The 22,775-nt window shown below is 43.0% G+C and carries 17 protein-coding genes, 4 pseudogenes and 1 other annotated feature; of the genes and pseudogenes, 16 read left to right on the top strand and 5 right to left on the bottom strand.

Going from position 1 to position 22,775, the window contains the following annotated elements; genetic code table 11:
* Positions 1-16: 16 nt before the first annotated feature.
* Together ttdA and ttdB are read left to right on the top strand one after the other, a co-directional pair.
* The gene (ttdA, locus tag FFM73_RS02425; protein ID WP_137630196.1) at positions 17-955 is read left to right on the top strand and encodes a L(+)-tartrate dehydratase subunit alpha; all 939 of its coding nucleotides are present in this window, start codon (positions 17-19) and stop codon (positions 953-955) included.
* Between the two features lies 1 nt (position 956).
* Complete coding sequence (gene ttdB, locus FFM73_RS02420; RefSeq protein WP_137630195.1) at positions 957-1,568, top strand: L(+)-tartrate dehydratase subunit beta; 612 nt, start codon at positions 957-959, stop codon at positions 1,566-1,568.
* 263 nt (positions 1,569-1,831) lie between these two features.
* Here ttdB and FFM73_RS02415 read toward each other — a convergent pair.
* Positions 1,832-3,180, bottom strand: a pseudogene (locus FFM73_RS02415) (IS4 family transposase).
* A 163-nt stretch (positions 3,181-3,343) separates the two neighbouring features.
* Between FFM73_RS02415 and FFM73_RS12705 the strand changes: the two are divergent.
* The gene (locus tag FFM73_RS12705; RefSeq protein WP_171001170.1) at positions 3,344-3,493 is read left to right on the top strand and encodes a hypothetical protein; all 150 of its coding nucleotides are present in this window, start codon (positions 3,344-3,346) and stop codon (positions 3,491-3,493) included.
* Here FFM73_RS12705 and FFM73_RS02410 read toward each other — a convergent pair.
* A pseudogene (locus tag FFM73_RS02410) lies at positions 3,490-4,346 on the bottom strand (IS982 family transposase). The gene FFM73_RS12705 and the pseudogene FFM73_RS02410 overlap by 4 nt on opposite strands.
* A gap of 114 nt (positions 4,347-4,460) precedes the next feature.
* Between FFM73_RS02410 and FFM73_RS02405 the strand changes: the two are divergent.
* Together FFM73_RS02405 and FFM73_RS02400 are read left to right on the top strand one after the other, a co-directional pair.
* Positions 4,461-5,879 (top strand): annotated as a pseudogene (locus FFM73_RS02405) (anion permease).
* A gap of 336 nt (positions 5,880-6,215) precedes the next feature.
* Positions 6,216-7,118, top strand: coding sequence for a LysR family transcriptional regulator (locus FFM73_RS02400; protein WP_137630194.1), 903 nt, complete (start codon positions 6,216-6,218; stop codon positions 7,116-7,118).
* 73 nt (positions 7,119-7,191) lie between these two features.
* Here the strand turns inward: FFM73_RS02400 and FFM73_RS02395 are convergent, their stop codons facing one another.
* Together FFM73_RS02395 and FFM73_RS02390 are read right to left on the bottom strand one after the other, a co-directional pair.
* A complete protein-coding gene (locus tag FFM73_RS02395; RefSeq protein ID WP_137630193.1) occupies positions 7,192-7,575 on the bottom strand; it encodes a type II toxin-antitoxin system death-on-curing family toxin in 384 nt (127 codons plus the stop codon).
* Complete coding sequence (locus FFM73_RS02390; protein WP_137630192.1) at positions 7,575-7,796, bottom strand: AbrB/MazE/SpoVT family DNA-binding domain-containing protein; 222 nt, start codon at positions 7,794-7,796, stop codon at positions 7,575-7,577. Before FFM73_RS02390 ends, FFM73_RS02395 begins: the two co-directional genes overlap by 1 nt.
* 516 nt (positions 7,797-8,312) lie before the next feature.
* Here FFM73_RS02390 and FFM73_RS02385 point away from each other — a divergent pair.
* From FFM73_RS02385 to brnQ, 5 genes are all read left to right on the top strand, one after another.
* Entirely contained in the window at positions 8,313-9,479 is a 1,167-nt protein-coding gene (locus tag FFM73_RS02385) for a 2-isopropylmalate synthase (RefSeq protein WP_137630191.1), read from the top strand.
* On the top strand, positions 9,476-10,546 hold the full coding sequence (gene leuB, locus FFM73_RS02380; protein ID WP_137630190.1) for a 3-isopropylmalate dehydrogenase: 1,071 nt from the start codon (positions 9,476-9,478) through the stop codon (positions 10,544-10,546). The genes FFM73_RS02385 and leuB overlap by 4 nt, the downstream gene beginning before the upstream one ends.
* Positions 10,527-11,903, top strand: coding sequence for a 3-isopropylmalate dehydratase large subunit (leuC, locus tag FFM73_RS02375; RefSeq protein WP_137630189.1), 1,377 nt, complete (start codon positions 10,527-10,529; stop codon positions 11,901-11,903). Before leuB ends, leuC begins: the two co-directional genes overlap by 20 nt.
* Entirely contained in the window at positions 11,903-12,484 is a 582-nt protein-coding gene (leuD, locus tag FFM73_RS02370) for a 3-isopropylmalate dehydratase small subunit (protein ID WP_137630188.1), read from the top strand. Before leuC ends, leuD begins: the two co-directional genes overlap by 1 nt.
* A gap of 94 nt (positions 12,485-12,578) precedes the next feature.
* Positions 12,579-12,817 (top strand) — a binding site (T-box leader).
* A gap of 159 nt (positions 12,818-12,976) precedes the next feature.
* Positions 12,977-14,386, top strand: coding sequence for a branched-chain amino acid transport system II carrier protein (gene brnQ / locus FFM73_RS02365; RefSeq protein WP_137630187.1), 1,410 nt, complete (start codon positions 12,977-12,979; stop codon positions 14,384-14,386).
* Positions 14,387-14,787: 401 nt separating this feature from the next.
* On the opposite strand, the gene FFM73_RS02360 is transcribed toward brnQ, so the two are convergent.
* The gene (locus FFM73_RS02360; RefSeq protein ID WP_235874430.1) at positions 14,788-15,807 is read right to left on the bottom strand and encodes an SDR family NAD(P)-dependent oxidoreductase; all 1,020 of its coding nucleotides are present in this window, start codon (positions 15,805-15,807) and stop codon (positions 14,788-14,790) included.
* 80 nt (positions 15,808-15,887) lie between these two features.
* Here FFM73_RS02360 and FFM73_RS02355 point away from each other — a divergent pair, with 80 nt between their 5' ends.
* The 6 genes and pseudogenes from FFM73_RS02355 (at position 15,888) to FFM73_RS02330 (ending at position 22,718) form a co-directional block, all read left to right on the top strand.
* Complete coding sequence (locus FFM73_RS02355) at positions 15,888-16,469, top strand: MerR family transcriptional regulator (RefSeq protein ID WP_171001169.1); 582 nt, start codon at positions 15,888-15,890, stop codon at positions 16,467-16,469.
* Positions 16,470-16,640: 171 nt separating this feature from the next.
* Positions 16,641-17,894: an SH3 domain-containing protein gene (locus FFM73_RS02350; protein ID WP_137630185.1), complete on the top strand. Its 1,254-nt coding sequence runs from the start codon at positions 16,641-16,643 to the stop codon at positions 17,892-17,894.
* A complete protein-coding gene (locus FFM73_RS02345; RefSeq protein WP_171001168.1) occupies positions 17,887-18,906 on the top strand; it encodes a metallophosphoesterase family protein in 1,020 nt (339 codons plus the stop codon). The genes FFM73_RS02350 and FFM73_RS02345 overlap by 8 nt, the downstream gene beginning before the upstream one ends.
* 139 nt (positions 18,907-19,045) lie before the next feature.
* Positions 19,046-19,900: a hypothetical protein gene (locus FFM73_RS02340; RefSeq protein WP_137630183.1), complete on the top strand. Its 855-nt coding sequence runs from the start codon at positions 19,046-19,048 to the stop codon at positions 19,898-19,900.
* Between the two features lie 218 nt (positions 19,901-20,118).
* Positions 20,119-20,232 (top strand): annotated as a pseudogene (locus FFM73_RS12965) (GH25 family lysozyme); the annotation flags it as partial.
* A 152-nt stretch (positions 20,233-20,384) separates the two neighbouring features.
* Positions 20,385-22,718, top strand: coding sequence for an SH3 domain-containing protein (locus FFM73_RS02330; protein ID WP_137630182.1), 2,334 nt, complete (start codon positions 20,385-20,387; stop codon positions 22,716-22,718).
* The last annotated feature ends 57 nt before the right edge of the window (positions 22,719-22,775 follow it).

The following is a 22,775-nucleotide window of genomic DNA, read 5'->3' as shown; positions in this document are numbered from 1 at the left end:
AAGGAGGAAAAATCAAATGGATACTGCTAAGACTCAGACCTATGATTATACAGAACCTGTTCTATCTGCCAAGGGTCAACGGATGAGAGACATTCTTACTGACTACGTTGTGATGGTCAGCCACCGTTTACCAGACGATATTACAGCCAAATTACAAGAACTACAAAAAGTGGAAGTTGATCCAGTTCAAAAGCTCTTCTACGACACGATGATGGAAAATCAAATGCTGGCTAATAAACTGAAGCGGCCAAGCTGTCAAGATACGGGTGCCTTACAATTCTTCGTTAAGTGTGGCGCTAAATTTCCACTATTAGGCGAACTCAATGACATTTTGAAGGACGCAGTTTACCGTGCAACCAAGAAAGCACCACTGCGGACTAACGCACTCCAGTCGTTTGATGAATTCAACACTGGGCTGAATATTGGTGATGGCATTCCTTCCGTCTTCTTACAAGTTGATGGTAATGGTTCTGACATTCAGATGTACGTTTATATGGCCGGCGGTGGTTGTACGCTACCTGGCGAAGCTCAAGTTCTCATGCCTGGTGAAGGTTATGAAGGTGTTGTGCGTTTCGTTATGGATCGGATGACGAGTTATGGGGTTAATGCCTGCCCGCCATTGTTAGTTGGGGTTGGTATCGGTACCTCAGTTGAAACGGCAGCCTTTAATTCTAAGATGGCCCTGATGCGCCGAGTAGATAGTCAAAACTCTAACGCTAATGCTGCCAAGCTGGAACACTTGCTTGAAGATGGTATCAACAACATTGGCCTTGGCCCGCAAGGTATTGGTGGTAAGAAGTCTGTTTACGGCGTCAACGTGGTTAACACTGCCCGCCATCCATCAGACTTGGGTGTTGCGGTCAGCACCGGCTGCTGGTCACACCGACGTGGCTTGATTAAATTTGATGAAGATCTGAACTATGAATTACCTTATAACAAAGGAGTTGAACTTTAAAATGAAAACTTATCATTTGACCACCCCAATTTCTGATGATGATATTAAAGATATCCGCGTAGGCGACCTGGTTTACCTGAACGGCTCAATGACCTGTGCACGTGATATGGTTCACCGGCGTTTTGTTGAACAGCATCGACCATTGCCAATTGATATCGCGAACAAGGCAATCATGCACGCTGGCCCCATTGTTAAAGATGAGGGTAATGGCAAGTATAAAATGGTTGCTATTGGGACATCTACTAGTATGCGGATGGAGAAGTTTGAAGAAGAATTCATCAAACAATCTCACGTTAAGTTGATTATTGGTAAAGGCGGTATGGGTCCTGGTACCGAACGCGCCTGCAAAAAGTATAAGGCACTGCACTTGATCTATCCTGCCGGTAACGCCGTTTATGGTGGGTTGCATGTTAATGAGATCGTTGATGCTAAGTGGACGGATCTGGGCATGCCTGAAGCAATGTGGTCATGCGACGTGTCAGACTTTGGTCCACTGATCGTTTCGATCGATACGAATGGCGATAACCTCTTTACGAAGAACAAGGTTATCTTTAACGAACGTAAGGAAGCTGAAATTAAGAAGATTCAAAAGCAAGTTAAGTTTATTCAATAAACTTAACTTGCTTTTGAGGGTTGTTTCCCACCAAAAGTCAAGTGATTTATGGCTTTCCGTTAACTAGGAAAGAGTATATTTTATGTCACGGCATATATATCAAAAAAACACGTTCTTAGTTCGTAAGCGCACTATAACCGAACGTCTATGAATGCGTCTAACGGCGCAGAATCACCTTATCAATCTAAAGGTTGAAAGTACCAAAACAGACCACAGTCCTTGATACAAAAGGCATGTGGCATCAAATAATAGTATTTTTAAGTTTATTGAGCACTACCCAGCAGCCTCGTGAGGCCGCTGGGTAATGCTTTTTTGAACTCATCGAAAATGGCATCAAGAACCGCAGTCAGCATTTCAAAGCGTTCACCTAGACCAGTTATCGTTTTTAATAACCAGCCCAAGGCTTTGGCAACCTCAATATCGGGTAATGGACGACCGTAATCGTAAAATAGATCCCCTAGCGTACGTTCATCGGTGTTCTCACGTTGTGATAACGCCAAAATATCATAGCTTAACATGACCATCGCTAAATGGCCACACAAGCCGTCATAACTTTGAATTTGGGTTTGGTTAAATTGAAGATATTGTTTAGCGACTTTGAAATAACACTCAACTTGCCAGCGACGACCGTATAGTTGAATGATTTCAGCTGGTTTTAAACTTAGCTTAGTAGCCGCTAAAACCAAGTACTGATCGGTTTGACCACGTTTGGTCACAAAGACTAATTTCATCGGCATAGCCTGACCAGCGACTTCAAATGTCACCATTGGACTGTACAGGTAAGTGGTCTTAGTCGACCACTTACTGTGACGGAGAATGGCATATAGCGTTTTAACGTCCATTTCACGACCACGATAACGAAAGTAAACTTTTTGCGTTTTCTTCAGCATGCCGATGCCGTCACGATGGCGTTTGACTAGTTCCGAAAACATATGCGGTGAAGCGTACCAGCTATCAAAAAGAACATATTTGGCTTTAACACCAGACGCAATGGCATCATCCACTAATTCGAGAGCCACATCATCATTTTACGGACCGCTTGTGACCGACGTCGAGCCGCTAAAGAACGCTGATCAGTCGCGTTGAACAGCCCTAACTGGTTTTTAACGTTGTGAGAAGACATCAGCGCAAAATGAAGTGGCAGGAAAGTATTGCCATCGCTCCAACCTAAGGTTAGAGCGCGAAAAACCTTAAAGTAACATTGTTTATCATGATCAAAGACCCGCGCTAATAACTCGGTTTTCTTAGAAAACTCCCGCTTAAAAAGCGAATCATCGATAATCAAAGCCTGACGTCGACGATTATCGGTGAAGTGTTGGACATATTCAATCAAATGAATCCCGACTAATTGAACTAAGCGTTGCCAGTTAGTATGAGCGTTATTTAAACAATTACGTACGGTGCGTTTCGAAAAACCATTGGCTTTTTCGGCTCTAAAAATCGAGTAACGATTAAAGATGGTGGTCAGTAACCATTCGAAGAGTAACTCGGTGCGAATACCGCGTGATTTCGAAATATTAGACCGCCGTAGCGTGGCGGAAAGGTGTACCAATTTTGAAAAATGGTGAAAAGAATGGTGAATATTAGTGGAATTATATTGTATAGTAGACATGGGCATGAAACTCCTCCGTATATTTGGGATTAGACACTTTAAGTATACAGATGTGGAGTGATTCATGTCTATTTTTGTACAATAAAACCCCGGTAAGCCGGGGTTTTATTGTACATTTTTAACTTTCAACCTTTAGTTATCAATTATGATGAGGTGATTTTTTATGGCTAAACTTCAAGATGTTGTTCAAATTAAACTCGATCAATCAAAATCAGGTAAGCCAGCAACACCCGGCAAGGCTTTTCAACTGCGATTGAGTGAAGATAAATCGTTAATCGTCTACAACTACACTAATGACTACGCGTGGTGCTAGTTAATTCTAAAACAAGTATCGACAAACAAACATTGTTCAATTCGCGTTTGAAATCCAGCCAATGATCTAGCACGATTATGCTCCAGATCAAAATAACTTACCCACTTAGAAAAAATGGTTTCGATATGCCGACGTTTCCGTTTTAGTAGTCGCTGATTTGCTTTCGGTTGTTTCATATTTCGGCGTTTCGACGTCCAAAAATCAACGCCGATTTTAGCTAACTGTTGATGTGGTTTTTGACTTGGATACCCGGCATCTCCTAGAATATGCTGACACGGATATTGATTAACCAGGGTTGGTACCATTTTAATATCGTGTTTTGATGCTGCTGTGATGGTGTAAGCCACGGCAACGCCTTGATTAGTGACTTCAAAGCTACCTTTGAAACCGTAATACCACATTCTTTTGGTGTCATTATAGCCAATATCGGCATTCGGTTTGAACAGTTTTGCGCGGCGATTACGAATATTTTGACACAGTGGTATCGGAAAACTATCAATGATGGTATAGCTTGGTTGGGGCATTGCTGTCCGGATTAAAGCGCAGCGAATCAATTGAAAAAGTCGATTAGTACGGGCACAAATCCGACTGAAACGAGACCGTTCTGGTAAGTTCTGAAAACCACTAGGAAGCGATAAAATCGCCGTTGATTGGTCATGCCTAGTTCGACTTGCCAACACAGTAAAGCCAATACCGCGCTACATCAGTTAATTTAGCTTGTTTAACGTTTCGTCTAAATCGAATCAAACTGGGAAATAAAGCGCTGATATAGCGGTTCTAAAACCTCACTCCAGCGGTTCAATGGGGATTGAAATTTAATCGTACTTTGATTACACTTGACGTGATCTGATATTGGTCTTGCTTTTTTTAGTTAGCGGTAACTAAAGTGTAGCCGATTCAGGCTATTTTTGTACAACAATATTTAACTAGCACCACGCGTTAATATATATTATTAGGGAGTAGCAAAATGATACTCAATAAAATAAATTATAAGAGATTTATTTTACCGATAGCAGTCGGTTTGATTATTTGGTTCTTGTCACCAATTAAGCCAGTCGGTGTTTCACTCGTCGCTTGGCACATGTTAGCTGTTTTTATTGCCACCATTCTGGGCTGTATTACACAGCCCCTTCCCATTGCTGGGGTAGCACTTATTGGTATTACGGCGTCCGTTTTACTCGGTTTAGTGAAGATGGCAGATGCTGCCGTCGGATTTGGTAATGATACTGTTTGGATGATCGGGATGGCTTACTTCCTGTCACGCGGTTTCATTAATACCGGATTAGGTCGTCGAATCGCGTTGATCTTCGTTCGCTTATTCGGTAAACGAACGTTGGGTCTGTCATACGCTTTGATCGGTGTTGATCTGGTCACTGCGCCAGCCACACCAAGTAACACGGCTCGTGCCGGTGGGATCGTTATGCCAATCATCGAATCTCTGTCCGATACGTTTGGTTCAACGCCTAAAGATGGCACACAGAGCAAGATCGGTTCATACTTGATGTTCACTGAATTCCATGGTGATATTATCACCTCTGGGATGTTTATGACTGCCATGGCGCCTAACTTGGTTGCCGTTGCTTTAGCTAAAGGAATGCACGTTCAGATCTCATGGATGGGCTGGTTCATCGCTGCACTTTTTCCTGGTATTATCTGTTTAGCATTAGTACCATGGTTGATTTACAAGATGTACCCACCTTAAATCAAGGAAACTCCTAATGCCAAAGAATGGGCTGACAAAGAATTGGCTGAAATGGGCAAGATGTCCACGCCAGAAAAGATCATGGCAACTGTTTTCGTAATTGCCCTATTCCTCTGGATGATCTCTAGCTTTGTTGGTTTGGAAGCTTCTACGGTTGCCTTCTTAGCCGTTGTTTTACTGCTATTGACTGGCGTTTTAAGTGTTAGTGATATTTTGCACGAAACTGGTGCCTGGAACACCATCATTTGGTTCTCAATTTTGATCTTTATGGCCAATGAATTAAACACCTTAGGCTTTATTCCTTGGTTATCAAAAGCTTTGGGTAGTAGCCTCCACGGCATGAGCTGGGGAATTGTGTTGGCTGTCTTAGTTCTGTTCTACTTCTACAGTCACTACCTGTTTGCATCAGGTACTGCTCACGTTACAGCAATGTATGGTGCCTTACTGGCCGTTGCCATTTCAGCTGGTGCACCCGCAACCTTTGCCGCAATGATGCTTGGTTTTACCGGTGCGATCTTCGGTTCAACCACGCAGTATGCTAACGGTCCTGCTTCCGCACTGTTTGGTGCTGGTTACAACAAGCAAAGCGACTGGTGGCGTCTAAACTTCATCTTGGGTCTGGTTTACCTCGTTGTTTGGGGCGGAGTTGGTTCTCTTTGGATGAAAGTACTCGGTATGTGGTAAAAAATGTTTTTAAATTAGAATTTAAAAAAGTTGTGCCTGTTTATTTAGACGGGCACAACTTTTTGTATATGGGCAAGGGAACACGTTCTTTTAAGGACGTGATGAATTGCCTAGATTCGGGCCATCAAGTATAATAATGAGGTAGCGAAAACCAAGCTGCCAAATATTGAACCATAACTGGCATGGAACGTGCCTTAGTCAATAGCCGTAAGTAACCTCTGCACGACATTCAAAGAATAATGTGTAAGTCAGCGGTATTCCTAGAAGCTCGCTACTTTAGTTGCGAGTAGTTCACGCTAAGCTATGATGAGTAATTGAATCTAAGGAGCTTTATAAATGAACACAAAAGACTTAGCCTACTTTAAAGCATTGGTCGAAAAGCGTAATTATACTGCCGTTGCTAAGGCGTTTAATGTTTCACAGCCAACCATCACTCAGGCGGTTAAACGACTTGAACGAGAATTTGAAGATGAATTAGTGCACGTTGATCGTGCTCACAATCGGACCGAAATTACCCGGTCTGGATTGTTGCTATACGAAAAAGCCAGCATGATCACCGCCAATTTAACGTTAGCCCATCAAGAAATTGAAAACGCTAAATTATCGCGGATTCGCTTTGGCTTGCCGCCAATCATTGGTTCCTTATACTTTCCTTCATTGGCTGGTCAGCTATTAAAAGAGGGGCTCTTACAGCGCTTAGACGTCACTGAGACTGGGTCTGGTGACCTATTAGATTCTGTTAAGAACGGCGAAGTTGACGTTGCTTTACTGGCTTCAGTTTTACCACTGCATGATCCTTCGTTAAGCGTTCGTCACATTGGCAGTCGGCCCTTTGTGGTCGTGGTGAGCCGGCAGCACCGGCTGGCTGATCAGGGCAGCGTGTATTTTAAAGAACTGGCCGATGAAGAGTTTATTATGTTAAATCGACGCTTTGTTCATCCTAAGGCATTTGAAGCCTTTAGCCGGTTTGCGGGCGTGAATCCGCCAGTGATCTATAAAACACCGGATACGTCCTGGATCACCAGTCTGGTGAAAGAAAATCTTGGGATCAGTTTGTTGGTCCGGGATGTAGTGGGTCCAGCAGATGAGGAGTCTTTGGCTTGTTTAACGGTCTTGGATCCGGTAGCTGAACGGTTTAATATTTCGGTTGTCACGCGCCAAGGATACGTTTTAACACCAGAAGAGGAACGGTTTATTGAAGTTTTGAAGCAGCTAAAAGTACCGGGAAATGGTGAATAGAATAAAAGTAAGTCGTTGATAAAAAAGCGCAGCTCAGTTTCCAAATTTTGGAAACTGAGCTGCGCTTTACTATTTACTTTTGCTTTAAATGGCTGTTAAAAATACCGAACAGATCAGTTGCTTCAAGGTTATTTTGATTGACGCGGTTAACCAGATCCACGAACTCATCGTTGGTAAAGGTTAGGTGATAATCATTTAAATCAGCTAAGGTCGCTACGGCAATCATTGCAGTTTGCAGATTCATGCTCAAAAACGGTTTGCCGGAAATAATGGATTCCATTAAAAAACCGGTTTTATTGGCGACCATTTCTCGCAGGCTCTGATCATAAAAGGTGGATTGGGGAACCGCGATAATCTTATCCAACTGGTCGATATTGTTGACGCCGGGCTGCTGGCTGTCATTGAGAACTAGCCGGCTGTTGATAGCGACTAATTCATCTGCTGTTAGATAACGCATTACTGTTCACCTCGTAGTTGATTGAGCGCGCCATCATATTGATCGATGACTGTTTCTAGACTTTGGAAAAATTGATCATCGAGCTGGATATCATTTCGAAAAGAGACGTCGATGGCATCTCCTTTTTGGACTTTCAGTTTACGCGCAATATTTGCGGGAATGGTAATCGCTAATGAATTGCCAACTTGAATGATTTGACGTTGTGATTTAATTTCATTCATGAGGTTGATCGTCCCTTTCGTTATAACAAATTCATGATTTCATAAAAGTAGTATAGCATAATTAGTATCGTCTAGCATGACAAATTACGATGATTGTCTTTGTATTCCAATAGAATATTAACTAATAGAGAATATATTCATGAGAAAAAAGAATAGTAAAGAAGAAGGAGATTTAAGAAGGCTAGGCGTAGCTTGATATAAACTAATAATTTAATGAGTAAATTGTTAGGAATATTAGAAAATGATTTGTCAGCTCTCATTTGATATGCTAACCTGTGAGCATACTAAAAACGACCAAAAAGATAAGGAGGTACATCTGATGACTGTTCAATTCAATAACAACTCAACACTTGCAACCTCTTTATTAGCCTTATTATTATGACCTAGGATTTGACATTGTGTAACACGTCAAGTCCTATTTGCGTTATGAAATGGGGCTTGGCAAAACAACACCCCATTCAAAGCGAATGGGGTGTTGTTTTTGGTTAAATTACTCAAATCTAGGAGGATATACATATGACTAAACAAATTCAGTTTTTTGATACCACGCTGCGTGACGGCGAACAAACCATTGGCGTCAACTTCAGTATTGATGAAAAAGTGGCGATTGCCAAACAGCTTGAAGCCTGGGGCGTTGACGTAATCGAAGCCGGTTTTCCAGTTGCTTCCGAAGGCGACTTTGAAGCTGTTCAAGCTGTTTCCCGAGCCGTAAAAAACACCTGTGTGACTGGTCTTGCCCGAGCTCGAAAGGGTGATATTGACGCCTGTGTCAAAGCCACTGCAGATGCTGCCCATAAACAAGTCCACGTCTTCATTGCCACCAGTCCAATTCACCGTGACTCCAAACTCCACATGTCCAAACAACAAGTAATCGATACCATTACCGACTGCGTTTCATACGCTCATAAGTTCTTTGACATCGTGGAATTTTCACCAGAAGATGCGACTCGAACTGAGCCTGATTTCTTGGTTGAATCGATTAACGCGGCCACTGCAGCCGGGGCAACCGTGATTAACATTCCAGACACCGTGGGCTACACCAACCCCGTTGAATTCGCTGCACTCTTTAAGAACCTGCGCGAAAACGTCACTGATTTTGATCAATACACCTTCTCCGTTCACTGTCACGATGATCTTGGCATGGCCGTTGCGAACAGCTTAGCTTCAATCGAAAATGGTGCTACTCGGATTGAAGGAACCATCAACGGAATTGGTGAACGTGCTGGTAACGCAGCGCTGGAAGAAGTTGCCGCCGCAATGTACGTTCGTAAAGATTATTACGATGTCACCAACAACATTAATATGAAGGAAACTAAGCACACCAGCGACATGATCAGCAAATTCGCTAAGATGCCAGTACCGCATAATAAGGCGGTGGTTGGTGCCAACGCCTTTGCCCATGAATCAGGGATCCATCAAGATGGGATGCTTAAGAACCCACAGACTTACGAAATTTTGACCCCTGAATCGGTTGGTGCTGCTAAGACCACGTTGCCACTTGGGAAGCTTTCAGGTTCCCACGCGGTGATGAGTAAATTGCACAAAATGGGTTACGACGTTGACCGTGACGATATGAAGATCATCTTCCCCCATTTTAAGAATAAAGCGGATCATACCGACATTGTCTCCGAAGATGATCTTCGAGTGATTATGAACAAATACAGTGAGGTGAAAGCATCATGACAGTTAATATTACAGTCCTTGCCGGTGATTATATCGGCCCAGAAATCATGGCAGCCGGATTAAAGGTCCTGGCTGCAGTCAGTGAGGGGCAAAACTTCGATTACCAGCTTCATGAGATGCCATTTGGTGGTGCCGGGATTGACCAGACCGGCGAACCGTTACCGGCTGAAACCTTGCAGTCTGCCAAGCAAAGCGATGCTGTTTTACTGGCTGCCATTGGCGGGCCAAAGTGGGATGGCGTACCACAAACACCGGAGCACGGGTTACTGGCCATTCGAAAAGCGTTGAATTTATTCGCTAATATCCGACCAACGGAGATCAGTCCCGCAATGCAGAAATATTCGCCCATTAAAAATACCGAACCGGTAGACTTTGTGATCGTCCGTGAATTAACCAGTGGTATTTACTTCGGTAAGCCTCGGGAAACCACCGCTGATTACGCGCTAGATACCATGCGTTATACCAACGAAGAAATCGAACGGATCACTCGGGTGGCCTTCGATATGGCCATGAAGCGCCGGAAGCACGTCACTTTAGTGGATAAGGCGAACGTGCTGGATACCAGTAAATTGTGGCGCAAGATCGTTGCGCAAATTGCCACGGAGTATCCGGATGTGACCTATGACACCAGCTACGTTGATGCGGCCTCCATGAAAATCATTGCGTCACCAAGTCAATTCGACGTGATCCTCACTGAAAATCTCTTTGGCGATATCCTCAGTGATGAAGCTGCTCAGACCACCGGTTCACTGGGAACCATTCCATCTATGAGCCGCGGTACTGATGGGCCATCACTGTATGAACCAATTCACGGATCCGCACCAGATATCGCCGGCAAAGGGATTGCCGACCCGATTTCAATGATCCGGTCAGTGGCCATGATGCTGACCCATTCATTTAACCGCGCTGATTTAGCCACTGAAATCACTGATGGAATCAACCAAACGGTAGCGGCCGGTGTTGTAACACCTGATTTAGGTGGCAAAGCAACTACTGATGAAATGACAAAGACAATTATTAACCATATTAAAGAAAGCAGGCATTCATATGAGCCAGACCATGTTTGATAAAATTTGGGATCAGCACGTGATTACAGGAAAAGAGGGCGACCCACAGCTCATTTACGTGGATCTGCACTTACTTCATGAAGTGACGTCACCGCAAGCCTTTGAAGGACTTCGCGAAAATCATCGTAAAGTACGCCGGACCGATAAAACGTTCGCAACGATGGACCATAACGTGCCAACCAAAGATATCTTTAACATTAAGGATGAAATTTCACGTAAGCAGATCGATACGCTGGCTAAAAACGCCAAGGAGTTTGGTGTTCGGTTAGCTGGTATGGGTGATGAAGATCAAGGCATCATCCACGTGATTGGACCGCAACTTGGGCTAACACAACCTGGCATGGTTATCGTTTGCGGTGATTCACATACCGCCACTCACGGGGCATTTGGTTCCATTGCGTTTGGTATCGGGACTTCAGAAGTGGAACACGTGCTGGCAACGCAAACCATCTGGCAGACGAAACCTAAGACCATGGGGATCCACGTTCATGGCAAGCTGCCAAAAGGCGTTTATGCTAAGGATATTATCATGGGATTAATCGCCCGTGAAGGAGTTTCGTTTGGGACTGGTTACGCGGCTGAATTCTACGGCGATACCATTGAACAAATGAGCATGGAAGAACGGATGACGTTGAGTAACATGGCGATCGAAGGCGGTGCTAAGATTGGTACCATGCGGCCTGATCAAACGACCTTTGATTACGTTGCTGGTCGTAAATACGCGCCTAAGAACATGGCTAAAGCGATTGAATATTGGAAGCAATTTTATACGGATGATGAATCTGCCTTCGACCGCGTGATTGATTTTGATGTCAGCGACCTCGCACCATTCGTATCATGGGGAACTAATCCCGGCATGGCGGTACCAATCGATCAACCATTCCCAGAAATTAAAAATGAAGACGATCAAAAGGCCTATGACTACGTTGGCCTTGAACCAGGCCAAACGGCACCGGAAATTCCGATTGAATTTGCCTTCTTCGGTTCTTGCACCAATGGTCGGCTATCTGATTTGAAGATTGCGGCTTCAGTATTGAAGGGTCACCATATTGCACCGCAAGTCACGGCCTTAGTTGTTCCTGGCTCACGGACGGTTAAGGAACAGGCTGAAAAATTGGGCATTGATAAGATTTTTAAGGATGCTGGCTGTGATTGGCGTGAACCCGGCTGTTCAGCTTGTCTAGGGATGAACCCAGACCAAGTGCCAGCAGGGGTTCACTGTGCGTCAACCTCCAACCGCAACTTTGAAGGCCGTCAAGGGGCTGGTTCGCGGACACACTTAGCAAGTCCAGCAATGGTGGCTGCCGCAGCCATCAATGGCCACTTTGTTGATATCAGAAAGGCAGGCGTCGCATAATGGAACCCATTACAACGATTACGAGTACTTCAATTCCAATCATGAAGGATAACATTGATACCGATCAATTGATTCCCAAGCAGTTTTTAAAGAACATTCTAAAAGTCGGGTATGGCCGTCATCTATTCTTTGACTGGCGCTATGATAAGGATGGCAAGCCTAATCCAGACTTTATCTTGAACAAGCCTGAACGACAGGGTGCGGAGATCTTAGTTGCGGGCGATAACTTCGGCTGTGGATCTTCCCGTGAACACGCCGTTTGGGCATTGAAGGACTACGGCTTTAAGGCCGTTATTGCTGGTGGTTTCAGCGATATCTTCTATATGAATAGTACTAAAAATGGCTTTCTGGCCATTAAATTGCCGCTTGATCAACGGGAAATTTTAGCTGCTGCGCCAGCGGATGCTAAGATCACCGTGGATCTACCTAAACAAGAAGTGCGCTATGATGGGAATCGATTTGCTTTTGACATTGATCCACTCTGGAAGCATAAGTTCATTAATGGTCTGGATGATATTGCCATTACGATGCAGTATGAGGACCAGATTGAGGCTTATGAGAAGAAGATGCCGCAGTTTTAGCTGTGAGTATTTGAACTATTTTATGGCAAAAAGATTAAAAAATTATGTTGACATTCTTATCTAATGTGATTATCATGGAACTTGTTAAACAAATTAAAACGCTATGAGAAAGTTAAGTAATTGTTCAGCACCTGTAAGCGAGCTTCGTTTGGTGAGAGGAAGCCAGAGTTGAACAGTGAAAATCCCTTTTGAGCGACGTACCGAATTTAAGTAACGTACGTTGGGCACTCCCATTATCGAGTTAGCGTATCGTCCTTGCGACCGTACGTGAAGAGGTTATTTTAGTGATAAAATAACGATTATAAGGTGGTACAGTGTAAAAGCACCCTTAGTTCACACATGTTGTGGAGTAAGGGTGCTTTTTTAATACATAGCTTATCAAACACATAAAGGTGGTGGTTTCAGTGGAAGATCAGATTAGTCACATTAGTCAGATTCAGACTCATACTTATTTAATTAGCAATCATACACATAATACGGAGGTCTTCAGATATGGAACAGGTCAAAGATTTAAATCCTAAACCCTTATCAGTGAAACAATATTTAGTCGTCAGTTCAATGCTTTTCGGACTCTTCTTCGGTGCCGGGAATTTGATTTTCCCAATTCATTTAGGTCAATTAGCCGGTGCACATTGGGGCTTAGCAACGGTTGGCTTCTTAGTTACCGCGGTGTTACTGCCATTACTGTCAGTTTTAGCGGTTGCCGTTACCCGTTCAAAGGGTGTTTATGACATCGGTCGTCCCCTTGGTCCAGCATTCGCGTTGGTGTTCATGATCATGATTCACGCCACCATCGGACCGTTATTCGGGACTCCCCGGACAGCCACAATTCCCTTCTCAGTTGGGGTTCAGCCATTGATTCCTGCAAGCTGGGCACATGGTGGACTATTAGTTTTCTCAGTGCTGTTCTTTGGTGCAGCTTTCTTGGTTTCATACGAACAATCAAACGTCATGACGAGTGTTGGTAAAGTGCTTAACCCAGTATTTCTGCTGATGCTTTTCGCGGTCTTCGTCATGGGGTTTGCTCATCCAATGGGCAACGCTAGCAAAATGGCCGTCACTACCGCTTATCAGCACGCTTCATTCTTCAACGGCTTCTTACAAGGTTACAACACCATGGATGCCTTAGCCGGCTTAGCCTTCGGGGTTACCGTCGTTACCGCCGTTAATCAACTTGGTAAGACGAAGCCTAGTTCAAATGCTAAAGTAACTGCTCGCGCAGGTGTCTTGGCAACTGGGACGATTGGTGTGATTTACGTTGGTCTTATCTTCTTAGGTGCTACTACGTTAGGTAAATATAAAGTTTCTGCTGATGGTGGGGTTGCTTTCAACCAACTGGTGACGCATTACTTGGGTACCTTTGGTCATGCACTATTAGCAACGTTACTGACAGTTACTTGTTTGACCACTGCTATCGGTTTGGTTACTGCTTTTGCTCAAGATTTTCACAAGCATTTCAGCCGTGTCAGCTATCGTCAATGGCTCGCATTTATGTGTGCTGCTTCATTCTTGACCGCTAACTTCGGTTTGGATACCATCATCGCTTGGTCAACACCAATGTTAATGTTCCTGTATCCATTCGCCATGGTACTGATCTTGTTGTCAGTCTTTTCACCACTGTTCCATCGGGATGGTGTGGTTTACGCATTCGTCGTTGTTTGCACCGCCGTTCCCGCATTCTTTGACATGATCGACGCCTTCCCAGCTGTTGTCAGTCAAAGTGCCTTTGGTAAAGCCGTCGCAACGTTCCAGCAGGGTGCTCTGCCATTCGCAAGCATCGGCATGGACTGGGTCTTGCCAGCTGTAGTCGGTTTGGTATTAGGCCTTGGGGTTCACTTCTTACGGCCAGTCTTTGCTGCACATCGCAGCAGTGTTGCATCGCAGCAAGTTCACAATCATTAATTAATATTAAAATGAATACTAGTAACAAAGCCCACAGAGTACGCACTCGGTGGGCTTTTGCGTGCTATGATCTAGCATCATTAATGGTGGTTTTCGGCAAGGTAAATGCCGTCCAATCGTTATTTGAACAGGGTCACTTTAAGCGTGTTATAATCAAAATGTAAGCGCTTTATCAATGAGCGCTTAGCAACTTAAAAATCTCTCTGGCAGACTACATTAATCAAGAGATACACCTGCTTCGACAACAAAAGCTCTATCTAAACTTTCTTTCATACCACAACTTGTAACGTGTATTTTCAACTACAACCTTTGATTAAAGTAGTTTTGCAGGGAGATTTTGTTGTGTCTAGTTGAGTGAAATAAATGCGATAGCCGTTAAAGGTAATGCAACTTTAACGGTTTTAATTTTGCGGTAATTTAGTATTCGTCAGCTGTTCACTGATGGTCCAGAGGCGTTTTGCATCATGGGGGTCGATGGTCCACGGGCGGACTCCAAAGCGGGAATCGGAGTTGGCGGATACTGCGGTTGCCACGTTGCTGTCTTCGAGAAAAAGGCCACCCATGTCATTTAACAGGGGACTAGTAGCTGCCCAAAGCTGAGTTGCAGCACCTTGCTGCAAGGTTTTATAGTAATCGTAATCCGCAGTTCGGAAGCCGACCTTAGCTGCTTCAATGGTATTTCTAACGTGCAGCAGACCTAATTGGTTGATGAAGCGACTCATGAACGGATGATACTGGCCAGAAGCGCGACCGAGGCCGGACGTCGGAATTAGTCCGGGATGAACAGCAAATGCACGGATGTTATCCCTTTTGCCGTATTGGTCTAACGCTACGGCGAAAAGCCCATTGGCTACTTTAGATTGTGCGTAGGCCAGATGAGAATCGTAGGGTGTATGTTCCCAGTTGATGTCATCCCACTGAATGCCACCCATTCGTTGGGCCCGGCTGGATACAGCAATTACTCGGGCACCGTGAGCTTTTTGTAAAGCAGGGTACAGTCTCAGTGTGAGTTGGAAATGACCCAAATGATTAGTTGAAAATTGGGATTCATACCCCCGTGAATCACGGCGTAGGGGTGGGAACATGATGCCCGCGCTGTTGATCAAAATATGCAGCGGATGACCGCTAGCAAGGTAGTTATCAGCAAACTGATCAATTGAATGCGGATCCATTAAATCAAGGGTCGCAACGGTAATATTAGGTTCGTTTGCGAACAGTTCCCGCGCCGTTTCTGGATGACGGGCGGGGACCGTGACTTGAGCGCCAGCGTGCGCTAAAGCTAATGAAGTGACCAGACCAATCCCGCTATAACCACCGGTAACGATGGCGTACTTGCACGTTAAATCAATATTTTTCATAATTTGCTTAGCAGTTGAATGAAAGTTAAAGGGACTGTTGATGGATTGCTGTAAGTTTTCCAATTGCGTATTTCCTCCGATTCGGTTATGATTCAAGCGAAGTATATTCCCTAAAGTACACTTTAGGGCAAGGAGAAATGTTTATGAAATCCATTCAAGCAGTGGCAAAATTAACTGATTTAACGGTACCGACCCTGCGCTATTATGATCGATTGGGGCTCTTGCCGAATTTAATTCGGAATCAAAATGGCTACCGCCAGTTTTCAGACCGCGATGTGAGTGACGTTAATCTGGTGAAATGTTTCCGTGAAGTTGGGGTGCCAATCAAGCAAATTAAGAAGATCGTGGTATCAACTGACTTAAACCAGGAAACGGTTGAACAACGGTTAAAGGTGTTGAAGGAACAACAGGCAACTTTACGGATGCAGCGCAGACAGATTGATATCTCTTTACTGGCTTTACAAGTTAAAACAGCACGTTATGAAGCCGTCTTAACTGACCCGAATCGGGTTGATCATGGCGAAACTGAGTTAGTGCAGTATTTTGTGAAATATGCCAGACCAGATCAGCAACAGCACGTTACTAAAAGGTTGACTGCGCTGTTTGAACAGACCAAACCGGCAATTTTAAAGGACACTTACACCGAACTAAAGGATTGTTTTCAACCCGAATATTTGGCTGAAGCTCAAGCTGCCTTTGCATTATTGACTGGTTTACAATATTAGGAAATACCGTTTTGACTTTGCAGGTATTCTCTATAGTAAAAGCCACCGAAAAATTCGGTGGCTCTTTTATTCTGTAGATTGCAACAAATCCGGAACGTAGGGCTTAGAAACCTCACTAGAATGGTCACTGTAATCGCGATTACAGCATCAAAATAAAGTGAGGTAAAAATTATGCCTATTGATGTTTCAAATACACCTGATATGTATGAAATTGATGCTAATGGCTCATTTACTTTTAATGCTCAAGCTGGCGTCCGAAACGAACCCAATATTGACACGACACCAATTGTTTATTATGAATCCGGTGAAAGTGTTAACTATTCCAAGAAACTAAAGAATGGTAACTGGTTGTGGTTATCATATGAATCTGCTTCTGGTACTACTCGGTACGTGCCATATGCCAATACCGATACTGGCGAATACTTGGGGACTGACAGCAATGCCAGTGTTCAGCCAATCGTGCCACCAACTGGAACTGAGACTGGTCAAACTGGTGAATTAGGTAGCTTAACTGGTCAAGCAGGTGCTGATGTTGCTGACCAAACGCCTGACGGCACAACGCTGACAGAATCTGGTCAGTTTACCTTTTCCGAACCCGCGGCAGGCCGAGCCTCAACAGACATGGATGCTGAGCATCTGGATTCATGGTCAGTTGGGGAAACGGTCGACTATAACGCCAAGATTAAAGCCGACGGTCACTACTGGTTCCAATATGTAAATACGAATGGTTCAACTTACTATGTACCATATGCCACGATCAGTCCATTCCGGTATTATGGAACAGATACTAATCCTGGTGATCCGGTTATTCCGCAAAAAGATACCGGGACTACTACCCAAACTGGGACGCCACGTTCACATACTGGGGTCGATACAGCCATGCCGGCCATGGATTCTGATCCAGGAAGAAAGTTTGTCGGGGAAGCCTATATTTATCCATCGGTTGGGTCATTAACAATTCATTCTGATGCATGGGGTCGTGTTAAACCAGTTATGGATCCTAATAATAAAGCTAATCAAATTCGGTTATATAAGAAAGGTACTCCAATTAATTATACTGGAAAAACTTTTAATGATGATCATTTATGGGTTGTTCTTCGAAACGGCCAATATTTGCCAGTCAGTACGTATGAAAATGTAAAGAGTATTGTTGATAGTGCCACTAAGGGAGTCCCTCACAACTGGTCAAATTATAGTTATGTTACTGATGATACTGGAAAAGTTCAGCCGATTGAAGAATATTGGCCTTATGCTTTGGAAATGAAACATGGTCAAGTTAATACAGCAACATGGGAAAAGGGATTAACAATTACAGATATCGATTCTACAACTGAAATTGAGCCAACGCCTGCCGAAAAGGTTGCTATGGATAACTTAGCTGCTGATATTGATCATGATGCTGATCCAGATAGCATACATGGCTGATACTCATTTTGATAGTTATGAAACGCCTTCCAGTGCACGGGCTTTACGTCATCTTAAATTAGTTAGCTATTTTGCTAATCACTATAGTGTGGATTTAGTTATTCATGGTGGTGATTTAAATGATGGTGCAAAGCCAAAAGATATTTCAATTGCCGATATCAAACGGGCCATGAATGCTATTAAGTTGTGCCATCGTCCATTTATTGTTCTTCAAGGTAATCATGATGATAATTCTGGTTACGCACGGGACGAAACAAATAACAATGCAGATCAGGTTATTACTAATGATGAAGCTAAGCCCTTACGCTTAGATCAGTTTTCACAGTGGCTAGATGTCCCTACAGGTAGTGAAAATCCAAATAATGCGGTGTTTGGTAGTTATGATGTACCAAATAGTAATGTAACAATTATTGTTTTAGATGGTTTCGACATGGCTGATGTGTCAGAGCCAAATCATGAATCTTTCCGACATGGACATACTGACTACACTATGCAGCAACGTGACTGGTTAGTTAAGAAACTTGCCGATATCCCTTCAAACCGTAAAATTGCTGTATTTGATCATTTAACGGTTAAAGGTATTAAAGAAACTGAATGGAAATTTGATGATTTTAAATCACTGTATGAAAATACTGGCGCCAAATCTTATCAGGAAGCTGCTGAACGCAGTGGATTAATTTATACTGCCCTGGTTGATAATCAAGCGCAGAAACACAACATTTTAGGGTTCTTCTCCGGTCACACTCATCGTGACAATTATGCAGACTCTGGCAATATACATTTTGCGACTATTGCATGCGATATTGCTGATCGTGGTGACGGTCGAGAAGCACGTGATTACGATGGTGATGATTTAAATGAGTATGCTTGGGAGGTTATTCAATTAAATCCAACCAACACTAATGGTAAGATGGTCATCCAGCATCGATTTGGACGCTCTGAACAAGATGAAAACGTGCAAAATGGACATATCGACTCAGAAAGTTACTTAGGCGAGTGGTCTATTAACTAAGCCATTTCTAGTAAATAACGGGTATGCATACGTATACCCGCGTACATAATGACTAGGTGAACCTTGTATAGCATTGAATTCATTGTTTTATGAATAGAGGGGATTTATAATGAGTTGTACGTAAAGGGGGGATATTGAAATGAATTTAAAGAAACAATTAGGCTTGTCATTAGTTGTCGGCGGTGGCTTGTTATTCGGTTTATCAACCACGCAGACAACGGCACATGCCAGCACTTATTTACGCTATTATGAGAATATTCCCAACAAGACGGTTTCAGTAACTAACAAGAACGCCTACGTATATAACAATGGTCGTTTATCCCGTAAGGTTGGCACGATGCGTTATTACGGTTCAAAGGTTGAAGAATATTACGCTGCTCACGTGGTTAAGAACGGCAAAGCTTCAATCTACTACAAGTTCCGTGCTGGTAATCGCACTGGCTGGGTATGGCATGGCTACTTGAAGTCAATCGCTTCAAGCACTGGTACTACACCAACTAGTGGTGCAACCACGCCAACTAACACAACAGTTGATAATATGAATTGGTCGGCTATTGAAAAACGTGATGTTTTAGATAGTACACAGGAATATATTATGCAATTGTTCCCAGACACCATATATAACCGTTCAGTTGAACTGGCTGCTCAACAACTTTGGAGTGCCGGATCAGCAGATGGCGTAGATTTTGACGAAAGTCAGCAATCCTTACAGAGATGGCTAAGTAGCACTCATTTCATAAGTGGAGACTATGGTCATCGTGTTAGTTCATCTAAAACAATTAACAGTACCGGCTTTGTTGGGATTCCGTTCACGGTCAAAGCACCATATGATCATGCTGCAATTTTAAGAGCACTCGACCAAGCTGGTTATGATGCTAACGCCCGTTCTAAGTTTGCTGGTTGGTCAATTGGAGCTGAATATGAAGAACCAGGTAGTACAGATGAAGGGCCACAAGCGGGTGATGCTTTAGTCTACTTGGTACCAAATCCATAAACTGACTGATTTACTTAACAAGTAATAAATTCAATAGAGATGACCTGATCCTTTAAACAAGGGGATTGGGTCATTTTTATTCTAACCAAGATCGTAAAAGCATTCTCCGTGAGTGCATAGTTTTAAGTTTCTGAAGCCTAGAGCTTGTCCCAGTTCACATCATCAATATCTTCCCACAGTCTGGGATCAAAAGGGAGCAATTAAAATATCAGCCAGCTATCTGGGTTGCTTCTTATGGTGTCAGCCAACCCGGAATAGATAATGTCCAGGCTTGGCAATATACCAATAATGGGTATCAGTTAAAAAAGGACTTTAATTATGATTTTGCTGGAATTCTACAATAAAAAGCTGTCGAGTTTTCAACAGCTTTTTTATATCCCGTGAGTTGCAACAAACCCGGGACACGGGCAGCATAAACCTCACTAGAATGGTCACTGTAATCGCGATTGCAGTATCACAATAAAAATAAAGCGAGGTAAAAATTATGCCTATTGATGTTTCAAATACACCTGATATGTATGAAATTGATGCTAACGGAACATTTACTTTCAATGCTCAAGCTGGCGTCCGAAACGAACCCAATATTGACACGACACCAATTGTTTATTATGAATCTGGTGAAAGTGTTAATTATTCCAAGAAACTAAAAAATGGTACCTGGTTATGGTTATCCTATGAATCGACTTCTGGTGCTACTAGGTATGTACCATATGCCAATACAGAAACTGGTGAATATTTAGGAACCGATAGTAATGCCAGTGTTCAACCTATCGTACCACCAACTGGTACTGGTACAGGAACTGGAACCGGTACTGAAACTGGTGAATTAGGTAGTTTAACTGGTCAAGCAGGTGCTGATGTTGCTGATCAAACGCCTGATGGTACAACGCTGACAGAATCTGGTCAGTTTACCTTTTCCGAACCCGCTGCAGGCCGCGCCTCAACAGACATGGATGCTGAGCATCTAGATTCATGGTCAGTTGGGGAAACAGTCGACTATAACGCCAAGATTAAAGCCGACGGTCATTACTGGTTCCAATATGTAAATACTAACGGTTCCACGTATTATGTCCCATATGCTACCATTAACCCATTCCGTTACTACGGGACGGACGCCAATCCTGGCGACCCGGTTATTCCTCAAAAAGATACTGGTACTACGCAGACTGGAACACCACGTTCACATACTGGGGTCGATACGGTCATGCCAACAATGGATTCCAATCCTGTGCGCGAATATATTGGTGAAGGTGATCAATATATCTATCCAACAGTAGGTTCGTTAACGCTTTTGTCTAATGCTTGGGGACGTGCTAAACCAGTTATGGATCCTAATAATAAAGCTAATCAGATTCGTTTATATAAGAAAAATACTCCAATTAATTATACGGGGAAACTCTTTAACGATAACCATTTATGGGTTGTTCTCCGAAACGGTCAATATTTGCCCGTAAGTACGTATGATAATGCAAAGACTATTCACAATAGTACTGATTCAAAGTATAAATCAGATTACGGCTATGTTTCTGATGATACAGGGCATTTTCAACCTATTGAAGAATATTGGCCTTTTACGAGCGAATTTCCTCATAGTGTTGGCGATACGAAATCTTGGGAAAGTGGATTGAGTATTACTGATATTGATACCACGACTGAAGTTGAACCAACAAGTGATGAATTAACGGCCATGGAAAATATGTCTAAAGCCATTGATGCTGCGGCTGCACCAGATTGCGTTACTATTGCATATACTACTGATACTCATGTTGATAGTTATAAGACACCATCAACGGCCAGGGTATTACGAAACATGCAATTGATGAGTTACTATGCTAATCATTTCGGAGTTGATTTAGTTGTCCATGGCGGTGACTTAAATGATGGGGTTAAACCTAAGGACATTTCAAAAGCCGATATTAAACGAGCTATGGATGCCATCAAATTGAGTCGTCGGCCATTCATTGTACTTCAAGGGAATCATGATGACAATTCTGGTTATGCGCGAGATGAGACTCATGAGAATGGTGATCAGGTTATTACTAATGATGAAGCTGCACCATTACGTTTAAATCAATTTTCACAATGGCTAAATGTACCATCTACTGAGGATGAAATTGATGGTATCAAGACTAATCCTAATAATGCGGTGTTTGGTCGTTATGATGTGCCAAATAGTGATGTTACAGTTCTTGTTTTAGATGGTTTTGATATGGCAGATAATCCTAACCCAAATCGTGAGTCATTTCGGCATGGGCATACTGATTACTCGCCAGGTCAACAGAAGTGGCTAAATAAGACATTAGGTGAAATTTCTGTAGATAGAAAAATTGTCGTGTTTGATCATATTGGACTAAGTGGTATCGGTACTGACTGGAAGAATCATGATGGCTGGGAAAAACTTGATGAAAATAATACGGATGCTGTTTCATATCAACCAGGAGTTAAGGCAAGCCATGCCATTTATACGTCTCTAGTTAATCAGCAGAATCAGCATCATAACATCTTAGGATTTTTTGCTGGGCATACTCATTTAGATAACTATGCAACTTCTGGAGGAATTGAATTTGTAACTTCCTTAGCTGCTGTTGCGGATCGTTCTAAATTTGTTAGTGCAACTGTAGCAGATGGTACCCCTTTTAAATTGGGTGATATTGAAGAAAATGGTTGGGAAATTATTCAACTTAATCCATCAAATGGTCAAGTTATTAGACATCGTTTTGGCGGTAAAACGAGTGGTATAAGTAACAATCCCGATGAGTACTTTTTATCTAATTGGCAGATTGGTAAATTACCACAGAATACTGGGGCAGAATCATAATGAATACTGCAAGCATGCGTTGCATGCTTGCTTACATAAGTGCAATAGTAATTAATG

It is taken from the genome of Secundilactobacillus hailunensis (assembly GCF_005405185.1).
GTDB classification, from domain to species: domain Bacteria; phylum Bacillota; class Bacilli; order Lactobacillales; family Lactobacillaceae; genus Secundilactobacillus; species Secundilactobacillus hailunensis.
This window is presented reverse-complemented; position numbering and strand designations above follow the sequence as displayed.